This is a genomic window from Paenibacillus sp. J22FR83 (assembly GCF_059691955.1).
In genome coordinates, this window is record NZ_JCAUAM010000005.1 from 84,008 (window position 1) to 100,919 (window position 16,912).

Genomic DNA, 16,912 nt, shown 5'->3' on the forward strand with positions numbered 1-16,912 from the left:
TCTTTTTTCTTAAATACGAACAGAGTTATCCTATATTGATATATTAGCATAGATATCAGGATTGGTCAAATATTTTTTCTAATTTGGTTAAATTTATCCTTATTATAAAATATACATCAAGAACATATATAAAACAAGTGTTTTTACCCGTATCCATCTGAGATATTGGGCTAATGGAGCTAGTTACTCCTTTTTATTTAGTCGAGCTGAGATGATGCATAGCAAATAGAGCCGCCTAGAAAATAGGTTGAAGGCTCTTTTTGGCTTGCACGTAAACAGAGATAGATAAAAAAGAGGAGAATGAAAAAGGTATGAGTCAACGATTTGAAGAGGAAATTTATCTAAACGATGGAACAGTATTAACTCAAGTGCCAAATTATCCAGACTATTATTGTGATATCAATAATGGAAAAGTTTATAGCGCGCGCACAGGAAATAAAATAAGAAAACTTAAATTATATGAGAGGCCACTTCCTCACAACTATGTGACAACCACGATTATTGATGAGAATGGAGTTTCGCAATGTCTTGGCGTACATGAGATTTGTATGGCTGCAAGAGAAGGCACATGGAAATGGAAAGACGAAGGATTAGAAGTAAATCACATAGACGATAACCACAAGGAAAATAACAGAGCTGAAAACTTAGAATTAATTACGCATGATGCTCAATACACAAAATCTGTAAGGCTTAAGATGGCTAAGAAGAAGCAAGGATCTGCTCACCCACTTAGTAGGTTAAATGAAGATGATGTAATTGAGATCAGGCAGCGTTACAAAGAATTTGAGTCAGGATTAAAGTGTGAGTTTGTTGAACAATTGGCAAATGAGTACGGAGTAAGTGAAAGTTGCATCAACAGTGTGATTTACAATTATACCTGGAGCCATTTAGTTTAAAGTGTTTGTGTGATGAGGAGAAAATGAGTGGATAAGAAAAATAAAAATGCAGACAGATGCATTCGATATCATTTCGGTATTGAAAATTAGTTGCCTAAAGGCGCATATATTTTTTTACATGTCAGCAAAGTCTATGGTAATATTTTCTTAACTTGCTATGTTGAGGTGCTGCACATATGTTTACTCATGAGAAGAAATCGCAAAGTAATATTGTAAATCAAAATATTAATATGCCAACTGTTTCAAACAATATTAATTCCATTATGCAATTGCAGAGGACTATTGGAAATCGTGCTATTGGACAGTTTATAAGTAATAATTCAGCAACAATACAGAGAGTTATTAGCGATGATGATAAATTAAAGGTGAGAGAAGATCTCGTAAACTTCTATAATACTAATAAGAAGAAGGATCTGTTTATGTCAGTTGCTAAAGATATAGCAGCCAAAAATAATGTTACCGCAAACGATTTGCGAGACTATTATAAAAATGTAATTTATAAAGAGTTGAGCTCAAGTTCTAAAGTAGTAGCCCCAAAAGACGGAAAGTTGTCATTAACTAAAATTAACAGCAATCCCTTTTCTGGTGGTACTGGCGGTCAAAGATATCTGGAAAATGGTTATTACGGAAATTATGAAGAGCATATTTCTGTTTCATTTTCGGTTATGAACACGCAGACAGTATCTGTTAATAGCATTCATGTAAGCTTTAAAGATAACACTCATGATATTAAAATTTGGTATTTAGTCAATAGCGGTACTGTTTCTAGAAGACCTTACGATAACCCCACTGGTGCGAGAAATGTTGACGCTTTAACGGTTCAAAATTTAGAGGCTAGAGCGCTTCAACTAATGCAAAGAAGAGTATCAACAATAAACTGCACCTTAGAATGATTTTCATTCAAAGTGATTACATAATGTGGCTCCTCATTGAATTGGAGGAGCTTTAAACTTTATGTCCTACTGAAGTACGTGTTTAGTTACTCTTTGTGCAACAAGAGCGGTAGCGAATAAACCACCAATGATTTTTAATAGGGTATTGCCTGTAAATTCAAAACCCGTATAAGTTGAAAATAAAATGATAGCTGTAATTCCAATTAACGATACTAGGTAAAAAGCAATTTTAGGGTTCATATGCAGAAGCTCTCCATTGTTAGATATTTTTAATGAATAGTACGATGGAAATTTATGGATGGTTTCAATTTATTTAATACTAAAGAACTGGCAGTTTTCTTTTGCATACCTTGTACCATCTTTACTAATAACATATTCGAGATCATGATTATCAATCATTACGTTTGAATCCAGTAAATGACCATCTTGATATATATTTATCCTTTGACTGAAGACTCTCATTCTCTCTATATCTTCGTAAGAGAGCAATTGTTTTGGTTTAGGCATGAGGATCTCCTTTAATAAGCTATGTTATGATACTATATTACAAAATAGTGGAAGAAATTACAAATCTATTGTAGAATGTTAATAGGACTTTAGAAGGATATCATAGCTAATCGGAGGTTTTCCCTTTGTCAAAATTCGAACAATATAAACGTCTTGCAGACACTAGAGAAGCATATAAACTTCTAGTTGAAGAAATCAACAATGAAATTAATTCTATTACTTCTAACCTCGCATCATTAAATACTAAAACTTTTGTAAATTACTTTACTTCAAGAGGCATGAAGGATGGTTATAATGGTAATCTAGCAGTTGTAAGTTACAAGGGTTTTGTGGTTAGATTTCAACCTATAGGTACAGAGTCTAATGGAGTTCAGTCATATAAATTTGAATTTCCTATGGAAACTGGAGTATATCTAATAAAAGTGACTCCTTCTATAGACTTAACTAAAATCGAATATAATGCTAATGACTATAGTGATTTTCAATCAGATAATATTAATGCAATAATAGAGCAATACAGTTATAACACTAGAGTTAGTAATAAAAAACAAATGGGATTAAAAGATATCTCGTGGGAATATTCTATTTCTAATAATATTGCAAATGCTCCCTCAATTCTTAAAACAAATAACTTTAATGATATTCTCGATCATTTCTTTGGCTAATATTAAAATAAATTAAATTATTAGGTAAACACTAAACCCTTAATGACGATCGCGGGTTTGGTGTTTTTTTGTTTTTAGATCATTAAATATAAAATAAAAACCACCAGTCCGTAAAATCATGGTTGGTGGTTTAAGAACTAATTAAGGTTGCGTTGCAGGAATAAGAAGCATGGAGTATACACAATAATTTCTGTTTAGAAACTAAAAGGTTGATTCCTTTTGGGTATCGTAGGGACTTTATGTAATAGATTTGGTTTCAACGGATTAGTTCTTAATAAATTGTTGTTAAGTAAGACACTAACTGGTCTTTGTAATTGATTAAGAGGTGTGCTTTTAGGGATGCCAATATTATAAAGAGTTTCGTTTATTAAATTAATAGTAGCTTGCGGCAAATTCTTGTTACACTGCATGTCTTTTATTTCAATTACCTGTAATCCATCATTTGCATCAATGTATTTAGAAGCTAATTCGTTGTAAACATCGTTTGCTGTACGATTGGTTTGGAGGAACCACGATGATTTTAGACCCTTAGAAACTCTTCCTAATTTTAGAATTTTGTCGATTAGGTATCTATAATCTTGAGATGTTTCTTCTTTACCATTCAAATCATACGAAATTTCTAATAGTTTCATTGTTATGCACCTCTCACATTTGTTTTTGTATTTAGCACTCGATAAATAAGAGTGCTGATAGAATCATTATAATATGGTTCACGGATGATTGCAAGTGTAAAAAATAAAATTCACAATAGAGAATCACAACATCTTGATATATCAACAATTAAATGTGCACTATATGTTGTGTCTTGGTGTCATTATAGCATTTATTTGAGAAATTTTGGAAGTAGTGTTGATAGTGTGTTTTTGGTATGGTTTACAGTCTTTTAATGAAAATTTGATGAAAACCAATCTCTCTGTATACAATGGGAATAAATGTTACTATGATGGTGAATGGCGAGATATAGTTTCAGCTACAGCAGCTGTTGGAAATAGTATGAAACTATTTATAGACTCATATCGTAGTGGTTGGTAAGATATAGGAGATTATCTATCCATGAAACTGCGGTGAGTGTTTACACATTGAAAAAGAAACTATTAATTGCATTAGGACTTAGCGGAGTAATTGCATCATCAGTAGCTGTAGGTGCATTTGCAGCTAGCGATATTAAACTATTTATTAATGGAAAGAGTGTTAGCTCAGATTTGATTCAAGTAATTGACGGATCGACCTACGTTCCTCTTCGAGTCGTCAGTGAGAGTTTGGGCGCTGAAGTTAAATGGGATGGTGATAAGCGAGAGATTAATATTGCTGGTAAAGTTCCAGAGCTACCAAAGGATGGAGTATATAAAGCGGATGATCTAACTTTTTATGATGTGCAAGCAGCGAAGAATAGTTTTGGAGGGTCAGTTAGTGCCGAGGTTAAAAACATCGGTACAAAGACACTTAAAGGTGTAACCTTTACAGCAGTATTTTATGGAGAAGATGGTAAGCGTATTGGAACAGCACAAGGAAGCACGAGCAATTTGAATGTATCAGACGTTAAGACAGAGAAGCTTATTACTACTGACGATTTGACAGGTTATAAAACGATTAAGTTTCAATTGGATATGTCGTATTAATATAAGCAATTAATGAATGAGTCAGCCTAATTTAGGGCTGGCTTTTTTGTAATGTTCAGGAGTTGAATTAATGGCTAGACAATTTGCTAAATCCTTCTACGCATCTGCTCGTTGGAAGCGAACACGGTTGGCATATATAGAGAGCGTAGGTGGATTATGTGAGGTGTGTCAGGAGAAGGGGCATATTAATCCCGGCTATATTGTGCATCACATGACTGAGTTGAATGAGAGTAATATCAATGATCCATATATAACAACACACTGGGAAAGTCTACAATATGTTTGTTTACAGTGTCATAACGATATACATAATCCAAGTGTTCCAGTGTTAAGGGATGATGTGATGTTCAATGAGTATGGTGAATTAGTGCAGAGAGTGAGTGAGTAATGGTGAAGGCATGTAAGGTAATGATTAGTCAAGACTTACTGTTTAGTTTATTAAAGTTAGATGGAGCAGATAAGTTAACTATCTATAATGCAGATGTTGATGTTGTTGGTACATTATCACTTTATCACTGGTGAACACTCAGTATTACCAATTGTCGGAGAAGGCTGTGTTGTACCAGAAGCTTATATAGTATGTGATGGTGTTAAATCAGAGATTAGGATTTAAACGGAAGTAATTTAAAGTAAACCCCCCCATATAAAAATTGAAATATACTCCTGCTGAGTACCGTAGGTGAGCACGAATTTTACCGCGTGATATATCACACGAGGTGGGTATAACGAGAGAAGGTAAAGTATGGAAGAAGTTACTAATAAATACGATAAGAAACTTAAAGAAAAGTTGATTAAGAAAGAGATCAAGGAACTTACAGAATTATTCGCAAACATCGACGAGGAACAAAGAAACTATGTCAATCGGCTCATAAATCAGGTTGCATTTATGAGCGTTACCCTACAGGAGTTGCAGGACATATTGAATAGTGATGGTTCAATTGAGTTGTATGTTAATGGTTCACAGAAGATGTTGCGAGAACATCCAGCTGCTAAGACTTATAATACGACGATTAAAAACTATTCTGCATTGATTAAGCAATTGTCAGAAATCACTCCATCAAGTGGCACTGATCCGCTTGATGAATATTTGAAGAGAAAAGCAGCTGAGAATGCATGATTTGGTTAGAAGAATATGCAACAAAAGTAATCAGCGGAGAAATAGTTGCGTGCCATCGTATTAAGCAGGTTTACACGTTACTTCTTGATAAGTTAAATCATCCTGAAAAGTATGAGCCATGGGTATTTGATATTAACAAGGCAAATGATCCAATTGACTTTATCGAGACTTTTTGTAAGATGGCGCAAGGTAAAACAGGGGTTCCTTTTGTCATGGAGTTATTCCAAAAAGCTAAGTATCAAGCTCTTTTTGGATTTGTACATAAGGATACAGGTGTCAGGCAATTTACGGAATGCTTAGATATAAGAGGTCGTAAGAATGGTAAGACCACCGAGCTGGCCGCTGTTGCACTGTTCATGGACGTTGGGGATGGGGAAGGTTCACCTGAGACATATTTTATTGCTACAAAGCTCGACCAAGCCAAAAAGGGCTTTGACGAGACGCATAAAATGGTACAACAAAGCCCTAGTTTACGAAAGTTTTTACGGAAGCGTCAATCTGACTTATACTCTAAATTCAACTTTGGAATTATTAAACCTTTAGCAAGCAACAGTAACTCACTTGACGGTCTAAATGCATCATGTGTGGTTATCGACGAGCTTGCAGCCATTAAGAACCGTGACTTATACGACTTGATGAAACAATCAATGTCCGCACGAAGGATGCCATTGCTGACAACCATATCGACCAACGGTTTTGTTCGAAATGGAATCTTTGACGCTCAATATAATTATGCATGTGATGTTTTAGACGGTAAAAAGAAGGATGAGGTTAGGTTCCTTCCACTGATTTACGAACTGGATAGTAAGGATGAGTGGGATAAGGAAGAGATGTGGATTAAGGCAAATCCAGGATTGGGGACTATTAAATCCCTTGAATTCTTGCGTGATGTTGTAAACAAAGCTAAAGGTGACCCAGCCTTTAAACCAACTGTTATGGTTAAAGATTTCAATATGAAGGAAAATGATGCTGCAAGTTGGCTAACTTGGAGTGCGATTGAGAACAAAGAGTCATTTAACTTTACTGAGATGGGTTTTAAATATGGAATCGGAGGATTCGATGCGGCAGATAGTGTCGATTTGAACTCAGCTAAAGTGCTGTGCATGAAGCCTAACGATGACAAAATTTATGTGAAGTCAATGTACTGGATTCCTGAGGATGTCTTAAACAAAATGACCAAAAATGGAAATCGAAGGGAGCGAGATTCTGCGCCCTATTTACTATGGGAAAAACAAGGGTTACTTCGCACATGGCCAGGAAACAAAGTAGACAAGATATGCTTCTTACATTGGTTTCAGGAGTTAAGGGATACTGAAGACTTGTACATTACACAGATCGGTTATGATCCGTGGCATATTGATGATTCTCTTCTAAGGCAGTTTAAGAGCGAATTTGGAGAGAAGGCAATGATTCCTGTTAGGCAAGGACCATATACATTAAGTCAACCTATGAGGGATCTTAAGTCTGATTTAGAAGCTAATAAAATCATGTTAAATTCTCACCCAATTGACATGTGGTGCTTATCAAACACAAGTGTCAAAGAAGATATCAACTCTAACATCCAACCAGTTAAAAAGACGGATGAAACACAGCGGATCGATGGCACCATTAGTTTGTTATGTGGATACAAAGTTCTTCATGACAACATGGACGAATACCAAAGTTTAATTTAATGATGAGGAGGTGAGGAATTGGAGAAAAGAAGTTGGTATCAGAAAATATTTGGTAGTACTGTACAAGAATCATATCAGGAATCATCGAACTTTACTCACATGCAGATGATGGACGGTTATACACCAACGTTTACGATGTACAATGATAATCTTTATGAGTCAGATGTTGTCAGAACGTGTGTTGACGCAATTGCAAGGAATTCTGCTAAATTACAGCCTAAACATATTCGAAGGTTAGACGGTAATATCGTTAACATCAACGGTAATTTGCAGAGAATTCTTAATTTGCAACCAAATCCATATATGAATGCGTATGCTTTCAAATACAAAGTTGTAACACAGTTATTCATGCGGAATAATGCTTTTATTTTCATGGACTGGGATAGTACTGGTCAACTGCGAGGGTTATATCCAATTGATTCTTCGACAGCTGAACTTGTGGAGTTAAGAGATGATCCGACTAAAGAAGTGTATGTAAGGTTTAGATTTCTTAATGGGGCTACTAAAACTTTACCGTATAGTGAGTTAATCCATCTGCGAAGACACTTCTACAAACATGATTTCTTTGGAGACAATAATGATGCTCCATTGAAGCCGACCGTTGAAATGATCAATACAAGTAATGATAGTATCGTGAATGCTACTAAGAAGTCAGCGAATTTACGCGGATGGTTAAAGTTTACGTCTTCTTTGCGGCCTGAAGATATCAAGAAACAAAAGGATGACTTCGTAAAGGATTACTTTGGTGTTGAAAACAATGGTGGAGTAGGCGCAACTGACAATAAGATGGAATTTGTAGAATCTAAGTCTGTTCCAGTAATGGTTGATGATAAACAGATGAAACTTATCAATGATAAAGTATATAACTACTTTGGAATCAATGAAAAGATCGTTACATCTAGCTATAACGAAGACGAGTGGGATGCGTTCTATGAATCAATTCTCGAGCCTATTGCAATTCAAATGAGTCAAGAATTTACTATTAAATTATTTACAGATAAAGAACGCGGACACGGACAGGAAGTTGTATTCGAAGCTAATAAACTTGCTTATGCATCGAATAAGACCAAAATAAGCCTTGCTAAGGAATTAATGCCTCTAGGTGTTTTCACTGTGAATGAAATTAGAGATGTATTTAATCTTGCTCCCGTTGAAGATGGAGATAAAAGATTGCAAACGCTCAATGTGGTGAATGCTCAGAACGCTGATAAGTATCAGGGAACGGGAGGTGATGAAATTGACAAAACAGACGAACCCACAACTGAAGAGTGATAGAGAATACCGTAACTTTGCTAACTTTGAAATTCGTGCTGCATCGCTTGGTGGAGAAGACAGTCAAAATGAAATGTACATAGAAGGATACGCATGTGTATTTGATAGCCCTACAGTTATCTGGGAATATGATGGGATTGAATATAAGGAGACTATCGACACTAAAGCATTTTCTGAATGTGATATGTCTGATGTGATACTTAACTTTGATCATTCTGGAAAAGTATTCGCTCGTACTCGTAACAAAACACTTCAATTAACTGTAGATGAAAAAGGCTTATACATCAAGGCTCGTCTTGATCAGACCGAAGCGGGAAGACAACTTTATGAGGAAGTTCGCGGTGGCTTTATTGATAAAATGAGTTTTGCTTTCTCAGTTAAGGAAGAGGCTTACGATAGAGAAAATCATACACGAATTCTACGTAGGTTTAAGAAACTATACGATGTATCATGTGTATCGATTCCTGCTTATCAAGATACTTCGGTATCTGCTCGTTCTTACTTTGAATCACAAATTGAAATGCAAAAGCTAACTGAAGCTGAAGAAGTTCAAAAGGCAGTAAGTCAAGAGCAACGTAAGAAGTTGTTATTGATGACTTACTGCTAATTTTATAACTATACTGTAATTAAAATAGTTACAGATAAATCACAAATGGAGAGTGTATATCAATATGAAACGTATCAAAGAAATCGAAACTCGTAAATTAGAAATCCGTGGTCTGCTGGAAGGTGAAGGGGAAGTTAATCTGGAGGAATTGGAAACAGAACTTCGAGCATTAGACACAGAAAAACAGCAAATTGAGAAGCGTAAAAGCATGATGGAAAGCATTAGCGAAAATAAAGTTGAAGTGAGAAAGGTTGATGAAAACAAAATGGAAATTCAAGGACAAGATGTAGAAACTCGTACTAAAATGGGTAAAGATTTGCTTGAAAAACGTGCTGTTACTGTAGCTTCAACAGGTGTAATTTTACCGCAACATAAAGCGACTGATATTAAACCAACTTTTGAACAAGTTTCAAGCCTCATTGATGCAGTAAACACAATGGAATTACAAGGTGGAGAAAGCTTTGAACAACCGTACGAAGTTTCCAATCCAGATGGTGGATATACTGCTGAAGGTGTAGCTTATACAACTACAGATCCTGTATTTGGTAAGGCAACCGTTACTAAAACTAAAATTACATCGTATAGCGAAGTTAGCGAAGAGTTAGAAAAGCTCCCTGCAGTTGGTTATGCTAATGCAGTTGTAGCAGGAATGACTAAGTCTGTTCGTAAGAAACTTGCAAAAGAAATCCTAATTGGTGATGGTACAACTGGGCATCTGACAGGTATCTTTGATGATGGCGCTACAGCGATTAATGCATCTACTGATATTGCAATTGCAGATATTACTACTACAACCCTCAATGAAATCATTTTCAGTTATGGTGGCGATGAGTCAACAGAAGATGATGCTGTATTGATTTTAAACAAGAAAGATTTGAAGAAATTTGCAGCGCTCCGCGATGGTAACAACAACAAATTCCACGATATTGTATTGAAAGGTACTACTGGTACTATTGATGGGACTCCGTTTATCATTAACTCTGCTTGTATTCCAACCGCTACAGCAACAGCTGGACAGTTTATGATGGCCTATGGTTCGTTGAGTCATTATACTTTGGCTGTATTCTCTCCTATTGATGTACAACGATCCACAGATTTCAAATTCTCTACAGGTATGATTGCACATAAAGCAAGTGTATTTGCTGGTGGTAATGTAACATCTTCCAACGGCTTCTTGCGTGTTAAGAAATCTGTTTAATAGGTAATAATTAGATGATTGAACGTAAAGTAAAGCAATACATTCTGTGTAGACTAGATGGTAGAGAATATCAAGTTGGAGAAGTATACTCTGGAACTAAAGAGCGCATCGACGAGTTGACTAAACTTGGCTATCTAGAAGCAGAAGCTAAAAAAGGAAAATAGATTAGATTGGTTGTGATGCGATGTGCTTAATGACATGAAAGGGATGTTGCGCGTCACCAATTCAGCTTTCGATTCTGAGATTATTGACCTTATAAGTGCAGCCAGACAGGATTTAATCTTGTCTGGTGTACTACCATTGAGAGCAGACAGTGATACGGATGCATTAATTAAACGAGCAATCTCAATATATTGCAAGTTGAATTTTGGCTATGATAACTCTGATTATGATAGGTTGTTGAACTCATATGAGATGCTAAAAAGGCATCTTTGTTTGTCTTCTGAATATACGGTGGTGGAATAGATGCTGTGGCGTGATGTGATTGAGCTATTGTCGGTGACGGAAAGTGAAAATGATATTGGGGATACAGTTAGTGAACCAGTATCTGTTCAAGTTTACGCAAACAAGAAGAGTATTCGTCAATCCGAGTTTTATCAAAGCATGGCTAATGGCCTTAGACCAGAATTGATGTTTGAAATTCGTCAGATGGATTACTCAGATCAAGAGAACTTGGAATACAACAGTAAGACATACGCTATCCTTAGAACATACTCTAAGAACGATGAAATTTTAGAATTGATTTGCCAAGGGTTGGTTAACAATGCCTCTACCTAGATCAGTAACAAGAGTCACTAGAAATGGAATTGAATTTACCAGTAATGTAGACAGGGTTAACTATACGTTAAATGAGTTATGCCGAGCGGCATTGCGGGATGTTGCTAAGTTCCTACGTAAGCGAATGGTTGCGAAGTTCAAAAAGCTCCCTGGCATGGGAAGAAGTAAACGAATCTATAACTCAACTCAATATTGGGTTCGAAAAAATGAAGCCGATTTACTCGTTGGACTAAAGCATAATTCATGGTATGGAGCAATGCAAGAATTAGGTACTAAAAATCAACCGAAAAGAAACATACTACGTGATACTGTGTATGAGAATATTGACCAAATTAGGCTAATTCAAAGCCAATATATTAAAGCAATCGAAGATGAATTGAGGGCTAGAGAGCTAATTAGTGATGATGAGTATACGCCAGAGGAAGGAGATGAATCATGATTAAGATGATCGAGTTGCGCAAGTCAATATCTTCGTTATTAAAGAGTAAGCATCCGAGAGTTTATTATGAAGATGCTCCAAAGAATGCTGTATATCCTTATGTTGTTTATAGTCTTAGCAATTCAATAAATACTACGATATCATACGAGCAATTTGTGCTTGATGTTGATGGCTGGGATACTCCTGCCAAGGGAGATACGACTGTAATTGAGACACTGATGGACAATGTGGATATAGGTATCAATGAGAAGACATTCATGATTAACGATGTCTATGCAGTCACTATATATCGTGAGAATCGATTAGTAGTAAGAGATGAAGATAAACAGATTAAACGAAGGAAATATGTTTATCAAATGAGAGTACACGGGAAATAAAGGAGATGAAATGATTTGGCAGCGAATAACATTGTTTTAGGTGATGGAGTTTTTGCAATTGGTAGTACTAATGTTGGTTTAACTCGTGGTGGTGGCCAATTTACAATTGAGCGAGAGTATAAAGAGATAAGTGCAGACGGAGATTTTGGCCTTGTAAAGGGACGGGTTAAGAAAACTAAGAGTGTTGCAAAGTTAGTGGTAAATGCATTGGAGATTTTACCAGCAAATCTTACTAAGTTTTATCCGGCCATGAAAGTAACAACTGCATCAGGGGTAGATACTTTGACTGCTGAAACTGATATTCAAACAACTGATTATAATACTGTTACATGGACAGGACGGACTAAAGGTGGGCGAGATGTTGTAATTACACTCCAAAACGCCATAAATCTTGAGAATTTAGACTGGGGTCTGGTCGATAAGGACGAGGTTGTACAAAGTCTAACATTCACAGCAACATATGATGAAACTACGCGTACAGTTGAGCCGTGGGATATCGAATTTGCAGATTAATAAACAAGGGCGTACTCTAGTGTGCGTCCTATTTTTACCATTACTATAAGGGATGTGTGATGATAATATATGAAACTAATGACTAAACACCTATTTCCGTTCCTAAAAATGTTCGGAAAATTGGATATTAAAAAAGAAATTAAAGGTTTGTTTTTAACAAAAGCAAACGATAGTAATATGAAGGCAGAGGATATTGAAAGGCTAAAGGATGAAAAAGGTATGGACTTCGTATTCTTGCTTGTCGAGAAGTTACCTAATGCCGAAAAAGAATTCTACGACTTCTTTGCCTTATATACTGGTAAATCAGTTAATGAATTGAAGGAACAAGAGATTAGCCAAACTATTGAGATGATTACTCGGTTGTTTCACGATGATGCTTTTGCAAGTTTTTTAAAGTCTGCTACAAAGTAGAGAGTTACGGTGAGTTGTTGGATGCTCTGCTTTGTAGGTACTCAAATTTAGAGACAATATATGACCTGTCTGCAGATGATGTTTGTGATTTGCTTGATGTAATATTTGAGAAACAGCAAGAAGAACGTGCATGGGAAATGTGGGTATCTGTATATCCAAACATGACGAAGGACAATTTTAAGCCGTTTAGTGACTTTTACAAGAAGCAGACACAACCAGTTACGACTAAATCAGCAGAGGACATACTAAGAGAAGCACAAGAGATACAGAAGAAAATATTGCATAAAAAACAGGCTGCTTCGTCAACGTGATGGAACGGTCTATTTTTTATGCAATATTAGGAAGGAGGGATTATTATCGAACTGTTTAAGCTTTTTGGGCGCATTATGATTGATAACGATGAAGCTAATCAATCAATAAATGACACAGATAAGAAAGCTTCAAGTCTTGGGGATAAGATCGGTTCAATGATTGGTACAGCGGCTAAATGGGGAGCGGGACTAGCAGCAGGAGCGGGTGTAGCGGCAGCTGGATTGGGAATGCTCGTTGGTAAAACACTTGAAACTACTGCAGAGATTAACAAGTTTTCGCAGGTGGCAGGCTTCTCCACTACTGGATTCCAACAATGGGATTCTGTTATGAAGAGTTTCGGATTCTCGATGGAGCAAGCTGGCGGAGACATGGCAGCTTTAGCTGAGAAAGCACTTGATGCAACTAGTGGAGTAGGTGAGAATGCTGAGATATTTAAGACACTTGGTGTTAATATCAATGATACAAATGGACATCTCAAATCTCAAGAACAGTTATTCAATGAAGTCATCACTGGATTGCAAGGGATGGAAGATGTAACACAGCGAAACGCAATTGCTACTATGTTCCTGAGTACCACTGGAGAAGAACTAGCTCCAGTTCTTAATATGACCAACGAAGAATTAGCAAAAATGAAAGCAAATGTGAATGTCATTCCAGAAGAATCCATTCAGCAAGCTGAGAAATTTAGACTAGGAATGGATCAACTCAAAGGTTCATTTTCAAGCGTTGTCACAGAAATCGGAATCAAGTTATTGCCAATGCTTCAGTCAATGATGGATTGGACAATGCAATACATGCCACAAATACAAGCTGGCATTCAAGTCGCAATGAAAGCTATAGGTTCTGCATTCGATTTTGTTGTCGAATGGATACAGAAGGTTATCCAATGGATTAAGACAATGGCATCCGATAGTGATAGTACACTTTCTCAGTTACAAACAGCATTTTCAGACTTATTTAGTGGAATCACTAACCTTGTGAAGATTTTTATTGAAGGGTTCCAATTACTGTGGAGAAAATACGGAGACGATATTTTATCAATCCTAAAGAGCGCTTGGGATTTAATTTCGACAACCATCAAGGTTGCATTAACGATCATTACCGATATTATCAAGATATTTGCTGCTGCATTTAAAGGCGATTGGTCGGCAGTGTGGGAATATACCAAGAAATTACTATCCGATACTTGGGATGGGATATGGAGTATTCTGGATAAATCTCTAAAGCTTATTTCAGAAGGAATGACTCTCGCCTTTAAGGGACTGAAAGATACGATACTTTCAATTTGGGACGGTATCAGAACAGGCATCAAAAACTCCATTAATTATGTTATTGAAACGATAAACGGGTTTATTCGCAAGATTAACTCTATCAAGATAACGATACCTGCTGTCAATATTCCAATGGTAGGTGTTGTTGGTGGTGGCACAATTGGTATGCCGCAAATACCAGAAATACCGATGCTTGCAGAAGGTGGAGACATTACAAAGGCAGGTAGGGTGTTAGTTGGAGAAGAAGGAGTAGAGATACTAGATTTACCCACTGGCGCTAAGGTTACTCCACTCGACAAAGTTGGGGGAGTTACATTTGAACGTGGAGCATTTGAAGGTGCAATCATTATGGATGATTACTCTGTAGACAGACTAATGGACAGAGTCATGATGAGGCTCCAAGGGTTGGTGAGAACATGAGGACTTACACGATTGGCGGTAATGAGTTTGTTGTACAGAAAAACAGTCTGAATTACAGCGACAAAATTAACGAGAGGACAACATGTTCATTCACTGCAATTCAGACTAATTCACACCCAGTTGAAACAGGAATGGAGGTATCTATCGATGATGAAAATGGAAACATTTTTAGAGGGTCGGTAGATAATACAACACTAAGTGCGGACAATGCATTTACCTATATTCAGGTTCAATGTGTGGACTTTTCACAGCTTATAGATAAGCGCATTGTCTTTGACACGGCATCAAATGAATCTGCGGGTGAAATTGTCAGAATACTATTGGACGACTTCTTCAGTATCGAAGGAATTACTGAGGGAGTTATTCAGGATGGGCCGATTATTGCTCAAGCTGTCTTCAATTATGATAACGGCAATATTGCTATGAATTATCTAGCTGAAGTAACTGGATTTAACTGGTACATAGACAGGGATAAAAAGTTGCACTTCTTTAACCGTTCTACCTTTTCATCTCCATTTACTTTAACGGATTCGAGTGGAAACTACAGTGGCATGGTTGTTCAGAGAACACGTAGTCAATACAGAAACAAACAATATATTAGAGCTGGACTTGATACAACTGAGGAATTACCAAAGGAGAATCCATCACCTAAACCTGATGGAGTTTCTAGAACATTCATCGTTCGTCTTCCTGTTGCTCAGAAGCCTCGCATCTTTATCAATGATATTGAACTTGATCCAAATGAAATCGGGGTTAATGGTCTTGATAAAGATAGGAAGTTTTACTTTAGTTATAACTCTAATGTAATTACACAGGATTCAAGCGAGACTGTGCTATCTGCTACGGAAAATATTGAAGTCAGTTACAAAGGATTATATCCAATTATCGTTGTTTCGGAGAACACTGATGAGATTTTAGAGCGTAAAAGTATTGAAGGTGGAACTGGAATTTATGAGAATGTAATCGAGGAACAGAATCTCAATACTCGTCAAGCTGCGTTTGACTTTGCTTTCGGTAAACTTGAAAAGTTTGGCTTCATATCAAATGTCGTGACATTTCAAACTTACAATAGAGGCCTTTCTGCTGGACAGTTACTGTCTATCTCCAACACTAAATTTGAGTTGTCTGGGAATTTCCTAATTGAATCCGTTAATGCAAGAGATGATAACGGTATTACTAAGTATGCAGTAAAGTGCCTAGATGGTTCTTCATTAGGTGGATGGGAACAGTTCTTCAAGAACTTAGTTCAAGGTAATCGTAAACTTGTTATTCGTGAAAATGAAGTGCTCGTACTTGTTCAAAATACAAGTGAAAATCAAGGTTGGAACGAAGAAACAATACAGACTGTATTTACATGTCCAATTCCTACAAACGATATGTCTTCAATATTTCTAACACCTTTTCAGATTATTGAAACAAAAGGGTTATTTCCGTCAGTAAACTTATTACCGTGTTAAGGTGGCTTGATATAAGATGAGAGAAAATTTATTAATGGGGTGGTTAGGTGAGTATGAGATTCTAATCACCCATATTGATGGAACAAAAGAACGACAACAGATAAAGAATCGAATAACAAATGCTGGATTAAATATGATTCGCGATGCTCTTAAAGGAACTGTATCCGATGTGGAATTAAAGTATTTAGCGGTAGGAACATCTAATATTGCAGTAAATGATTCACAGACTCAATTAGGTGCAGAAGGGTTTAGGACAACGTTCGTAAGTAAATCTGAACTTAGTGTAGGACAATTGAGATCTACGGCATTGGTATTAGATTCGGAGGCAGTTTTTCATATTAAGGAGATTGGCATATTCGCAGGAGCTACGGCAACAAGTACAGCGAATTCAGGAATTATGATAAGTCGTATTCTTTATGACCGCAACAAAACAAATCTGGAAAGTATTCAATTCGTCCGAACAGATTCAATTTTAAGAGGGTGAAATA

24 protein-coding genes are annotated in these 16,912 nt (G+C 36.5%); 21 read left to right on the forward strand and 3 right to left on the reverse strand.

The features are described from left to right. Positions 1-311 precede the first annotated feature (311 nt). On the forward strand, positions 312-896 hold the full coding sequence (locus tag AC58PV_RS10790; RefSeq protein WP_497432249.1) for an HNH endonuclease family protein: 585 nt from the start codon (positions 312-314) through the stop codon (positions 894-896). Positions 897-1,072: 176 nt separating this feature from the next. Continuing rightward, positions 1,073-1,789 carry a hypothetical protein gene (locus AC58PV_RS10795; RefSeq protein ID WP_497432250.1) on the forward strand — a complete coding sequence of 239 codons (717 nt, stop codon included), beginning with the start codon at positions 1,073-1,075 and terminating at the stop codon, positions 1,787-1,789. 66 nt (positions 1,790-1,855) lie between these two features. Here the strand turns inward: AC58PV_RS10795 and AC58PV_RS10800 are convergent, their stop codons facing one another. Both AC58PV_RS10800 and AC58PV_RS10805 read right to left on the reverse strand, forming a co-directional pair. Further along, positions 1,856-2,029 carry a hypothetical protein gene (locus AC58PV_RS10800; RefSeq protein ID WP_497432251.1) on the reverse strand — a complete coding sequence of 58 codons (174 nt, stop codon included), beginning with the start codon at positions 2,027-2,029 and terminating at the stop codon, positions 1,856-1,858. 69 nt (positions 2,030-2,098) lie between these two features. Then, on the reverse strand, positions 2,099-2,296 hold the full coding sequence (locus tag AC58PV_RS10805) for a hypothetical protein (RefSeq protein ID WP_497432252.1): 198 nt from the start codon (positions 2,294-2,296) through the stop codon (positions 2,099-2,101). Positions 2,297-2,421: 125 nt separating this feature from the next. On the opposite strand from AC58PV_RS10805, the gene AC58PV_RS10810 reads away from it, so the two are divergent. Beyond that, a complete protein-coding gene (locus AC58PV_RS10810) occupies positions 2,422-2,961 on the forward strand; it encodes a hypothetical protein (RefSeq protein ID WP_497432253.1) in 540 nt (179 codons plus the stop codon). A gap of 194 nt (positions 2,962-3,155) precedes the next feature. Here AC58PV_RS10810 and AC58PV_RS10815 read toward each other — a convergent pair whose 3' ends face one another. Continuing rightward, a complete protein-coding gene (locus tag AC58PV_RS10815) occupies positions 3,156-3,593 on the reverse strand; it encodes a hypothetical protein (RefSeq protein ID WP_497432254.1) in 438 nt (145 codons plus the stop codon). A gap of 447 nt (positions 3,594-4,040) precedes the next feature. On the opposite strand from AC58PV_RS10815, the gene AC58PV_RS10820 reads away from it, so the two are divergent. The 18 genes from AC58PV_RS10820 (at position 4,041) to AC58PV_RS10905 (ending at position 16,908) form a co-directional block, all read left to right on the forward strand. After that, positions 4,041-4,580, forward strand: a complete 540-nt coding sequence (locus tag AC58PV_RS10820) for a stalk domain-containing protein (RefSeq protein ID WP_497432255.1) — start codon at positions 4,041-4,043, stop codon at positions 4,578-4,580. A gap of 70 nt (positions 4,581-4,650) precedes the next feature. Continuing rightward, a complete protein-coding gene (locus tag AC58PV_RS10825; RefSeq protein WP_497432256.1) occupies positions 4,651-4,968 on the forward strand; it encodes an HNH endonuclease in 318 nt (105 codons plus the stop codon). Between the two features lie 354 nt (positions 4,969-5,322). Continuing rightward, a complete protein-coding gene (locus AC58PV_RS10830) occupies positions 5,323-5,697 on the forward strand; it encodes a hypothetical protein (RefSeq protein WP_497432257.1) in 375 nt (124 codons plus the stop codon). After that, a complete protein-coding gene (locus AC58PV_RS10835; protein WP_497432258.1) occupies positions 5,694-7,370 on the forward strand; it encodes a terminase large subunit in 1,677 nt (558 codons plus the stop codon). Before AC58PV_RS10830 ends, AC58PV_RS10835 begins: the two co-directional genes overlap by 4 nt. 18 nt (positions 7,371-7,388) lie before the next feature. Beyond that, the gene (locus AC58PV_RS10840) at positions 7,389-8,642 is read left to right on the forward strand and encodes a phage portal protein (protein ID WP_497432259.1); all 1,254 of its coding nucleotides are present in this window, start codon (positions 7,389-7,391) and stop codon (positions 8,640-8,642) included. Next, on the forward strand, positions 8,608-9,249 hold the full coding sequence (locus AC58PV_RS10845; RefSeq protein WP_497432260.1) for an HK97 family phage prohead protease: 642 nt from the start codon (positions 8,608-8,610) through the stop codon (positions 9,247-9,249). The genes AC58PV_RS10840 and AC58PV_RS10845 overlap by 35 nt, the downstream gene beginning before the upstream one ends. A gap of 64 nt (positions 9,250-9,313) precedes the next feature. After that, entirely contained in the window at positions 9,314-10,447 is a 1,134-nt protein-coding gene (locus AC58PV_RS10850) for a phage major capsid protein (protein WP_497432261.1), read from the forward strand. A gap of 14 nt (positions 10,448-10,461) precedes the next feature. Further along, on the forward strand, positions 10,462-10,611 hold the full coding sequence (locus AC58PV_RS10855; protein ID WP_497432262.1) for a hypothetical protein: 150 nt from the start codon (positions 10,462-10,464) through the stop codon (positions 10,609-10,611). 34 nt (positions 10,612-10,645) lie between these two features. Further along, positions 10,646-10,912, forward strand: a complete 267-nt coding sequence (locus AC58PV_RS10860; RefSeq protein WP_497432263.1) for a phage head-tail connector protein — start codon at positions 10,646-10,648, stop codon at positions 10,910-10,912. Next, positions 10,913-11,224 carry a phage head closure protein gene (locus AC58PV_RS10865; protein WP_497432264.1) on the forward strand — a complete coding sequence of 104 codons (312 nt, stop codon included), beginning with the start codon at positions 10,913-10,915 and terminating at the stop codon, positions 11,222-11,224. Beyond that, positions 11,211-11,663, forward strand: coding sequence for an HK97-gp10 family putative phage morphogenesis protein (locus AC58PV_RS10870; RefSeq protein WP_497432265.1), 453 nt, complete (start codon positions 11,211-11,213; stop codon positions 11,661-11,663). Before AC58PV_RS10865 ends, AC58PV_RS10870 begins: the two co-directional genes overlap by 14 nt. Further along, positions 11,660-12,040, forward strand: coding sequence for a hypothetical protein (locus AC58PV_RS10875; RefSeq protein WP_497432266.1), 381 nt, complete (start codon positions 11,660-11,662; stop codon positions 12,038-12,040). The genes AC58PV_RS10870 and AC58PV_RS10875 overlap by 4 nt, the downstream gene beginning before the upstream one ends. Positions 12,041-12,055: 15 nt before the next feature. After that, positions 12,056-12,553: a hypothetical protein gene (locus AC58PV_RS10880; protein WP_497432267.1), complete on the forward strand. Its 498-nt coding sequence runs from the start codon at positions 12,056-12,058 to the stop codon at positions 12,551-12,553. 69 nt (positions 12,554-12,622) lie between these two features. Further along, positions 12,623-12,964 carry a hypothetical protein gene (locus AC58PV_RS10885; RefSeq protein WP_497432268.1) on the forward strand — a complete coding sequence of 114 codons (342 nt, stop codon included), beginning with the start codon at positions 12,623-12,625 and terminating at the stop codon, positions 12,962-12,964. 89 nt (positions 12,965-13,053) lie between these two features. Further along, entirely contained in the window at positions 13,054-13,275 is a 222-nt protein-coding gene (locus tag AC58PV_RS10890; RefSeq protein ID WP_497432269.1) for a hypothetical protein, read from the forward strand. Between the two features lie 75 nt (positions 13,276-13,350). Continuing rightward, positions 13,351-14,967, forward strand: a complete 1,617-nt coding sequence (locus tag AC58PV_RS10895; RefSeq protein WP_497432270.1) for a phage tail protein — start codon at positions 13,351-13,353, stop codon at positions 14,965-14,967. Beyond that, positions 14,964-16,424, forward strand: a complete 1,461-nt coding sequence (locus AC58PV_RS10900; protein WP_497432271.1) for a hypothetical protein — start codon at positions 14,964-14,966, stop codon at positions 16,422-16,424. The genes AC58PV_RS10895 and AC58PV_RS10900 overlap by 4 nt, the downstream gene beginning before the upstream one ends. Positions 16,425-16,440: 16 nt before the next feature. After that, entirely contained in the window at positions 16,441-16,908 is a 468-nt protein-coding gene (locus AC58PV_RS10905; protein ID WP_497432272.1) for a hypothetical protein, read from the forward strand. Positions 16,909-16,912 lie beyond the last annotated feature (4 nt).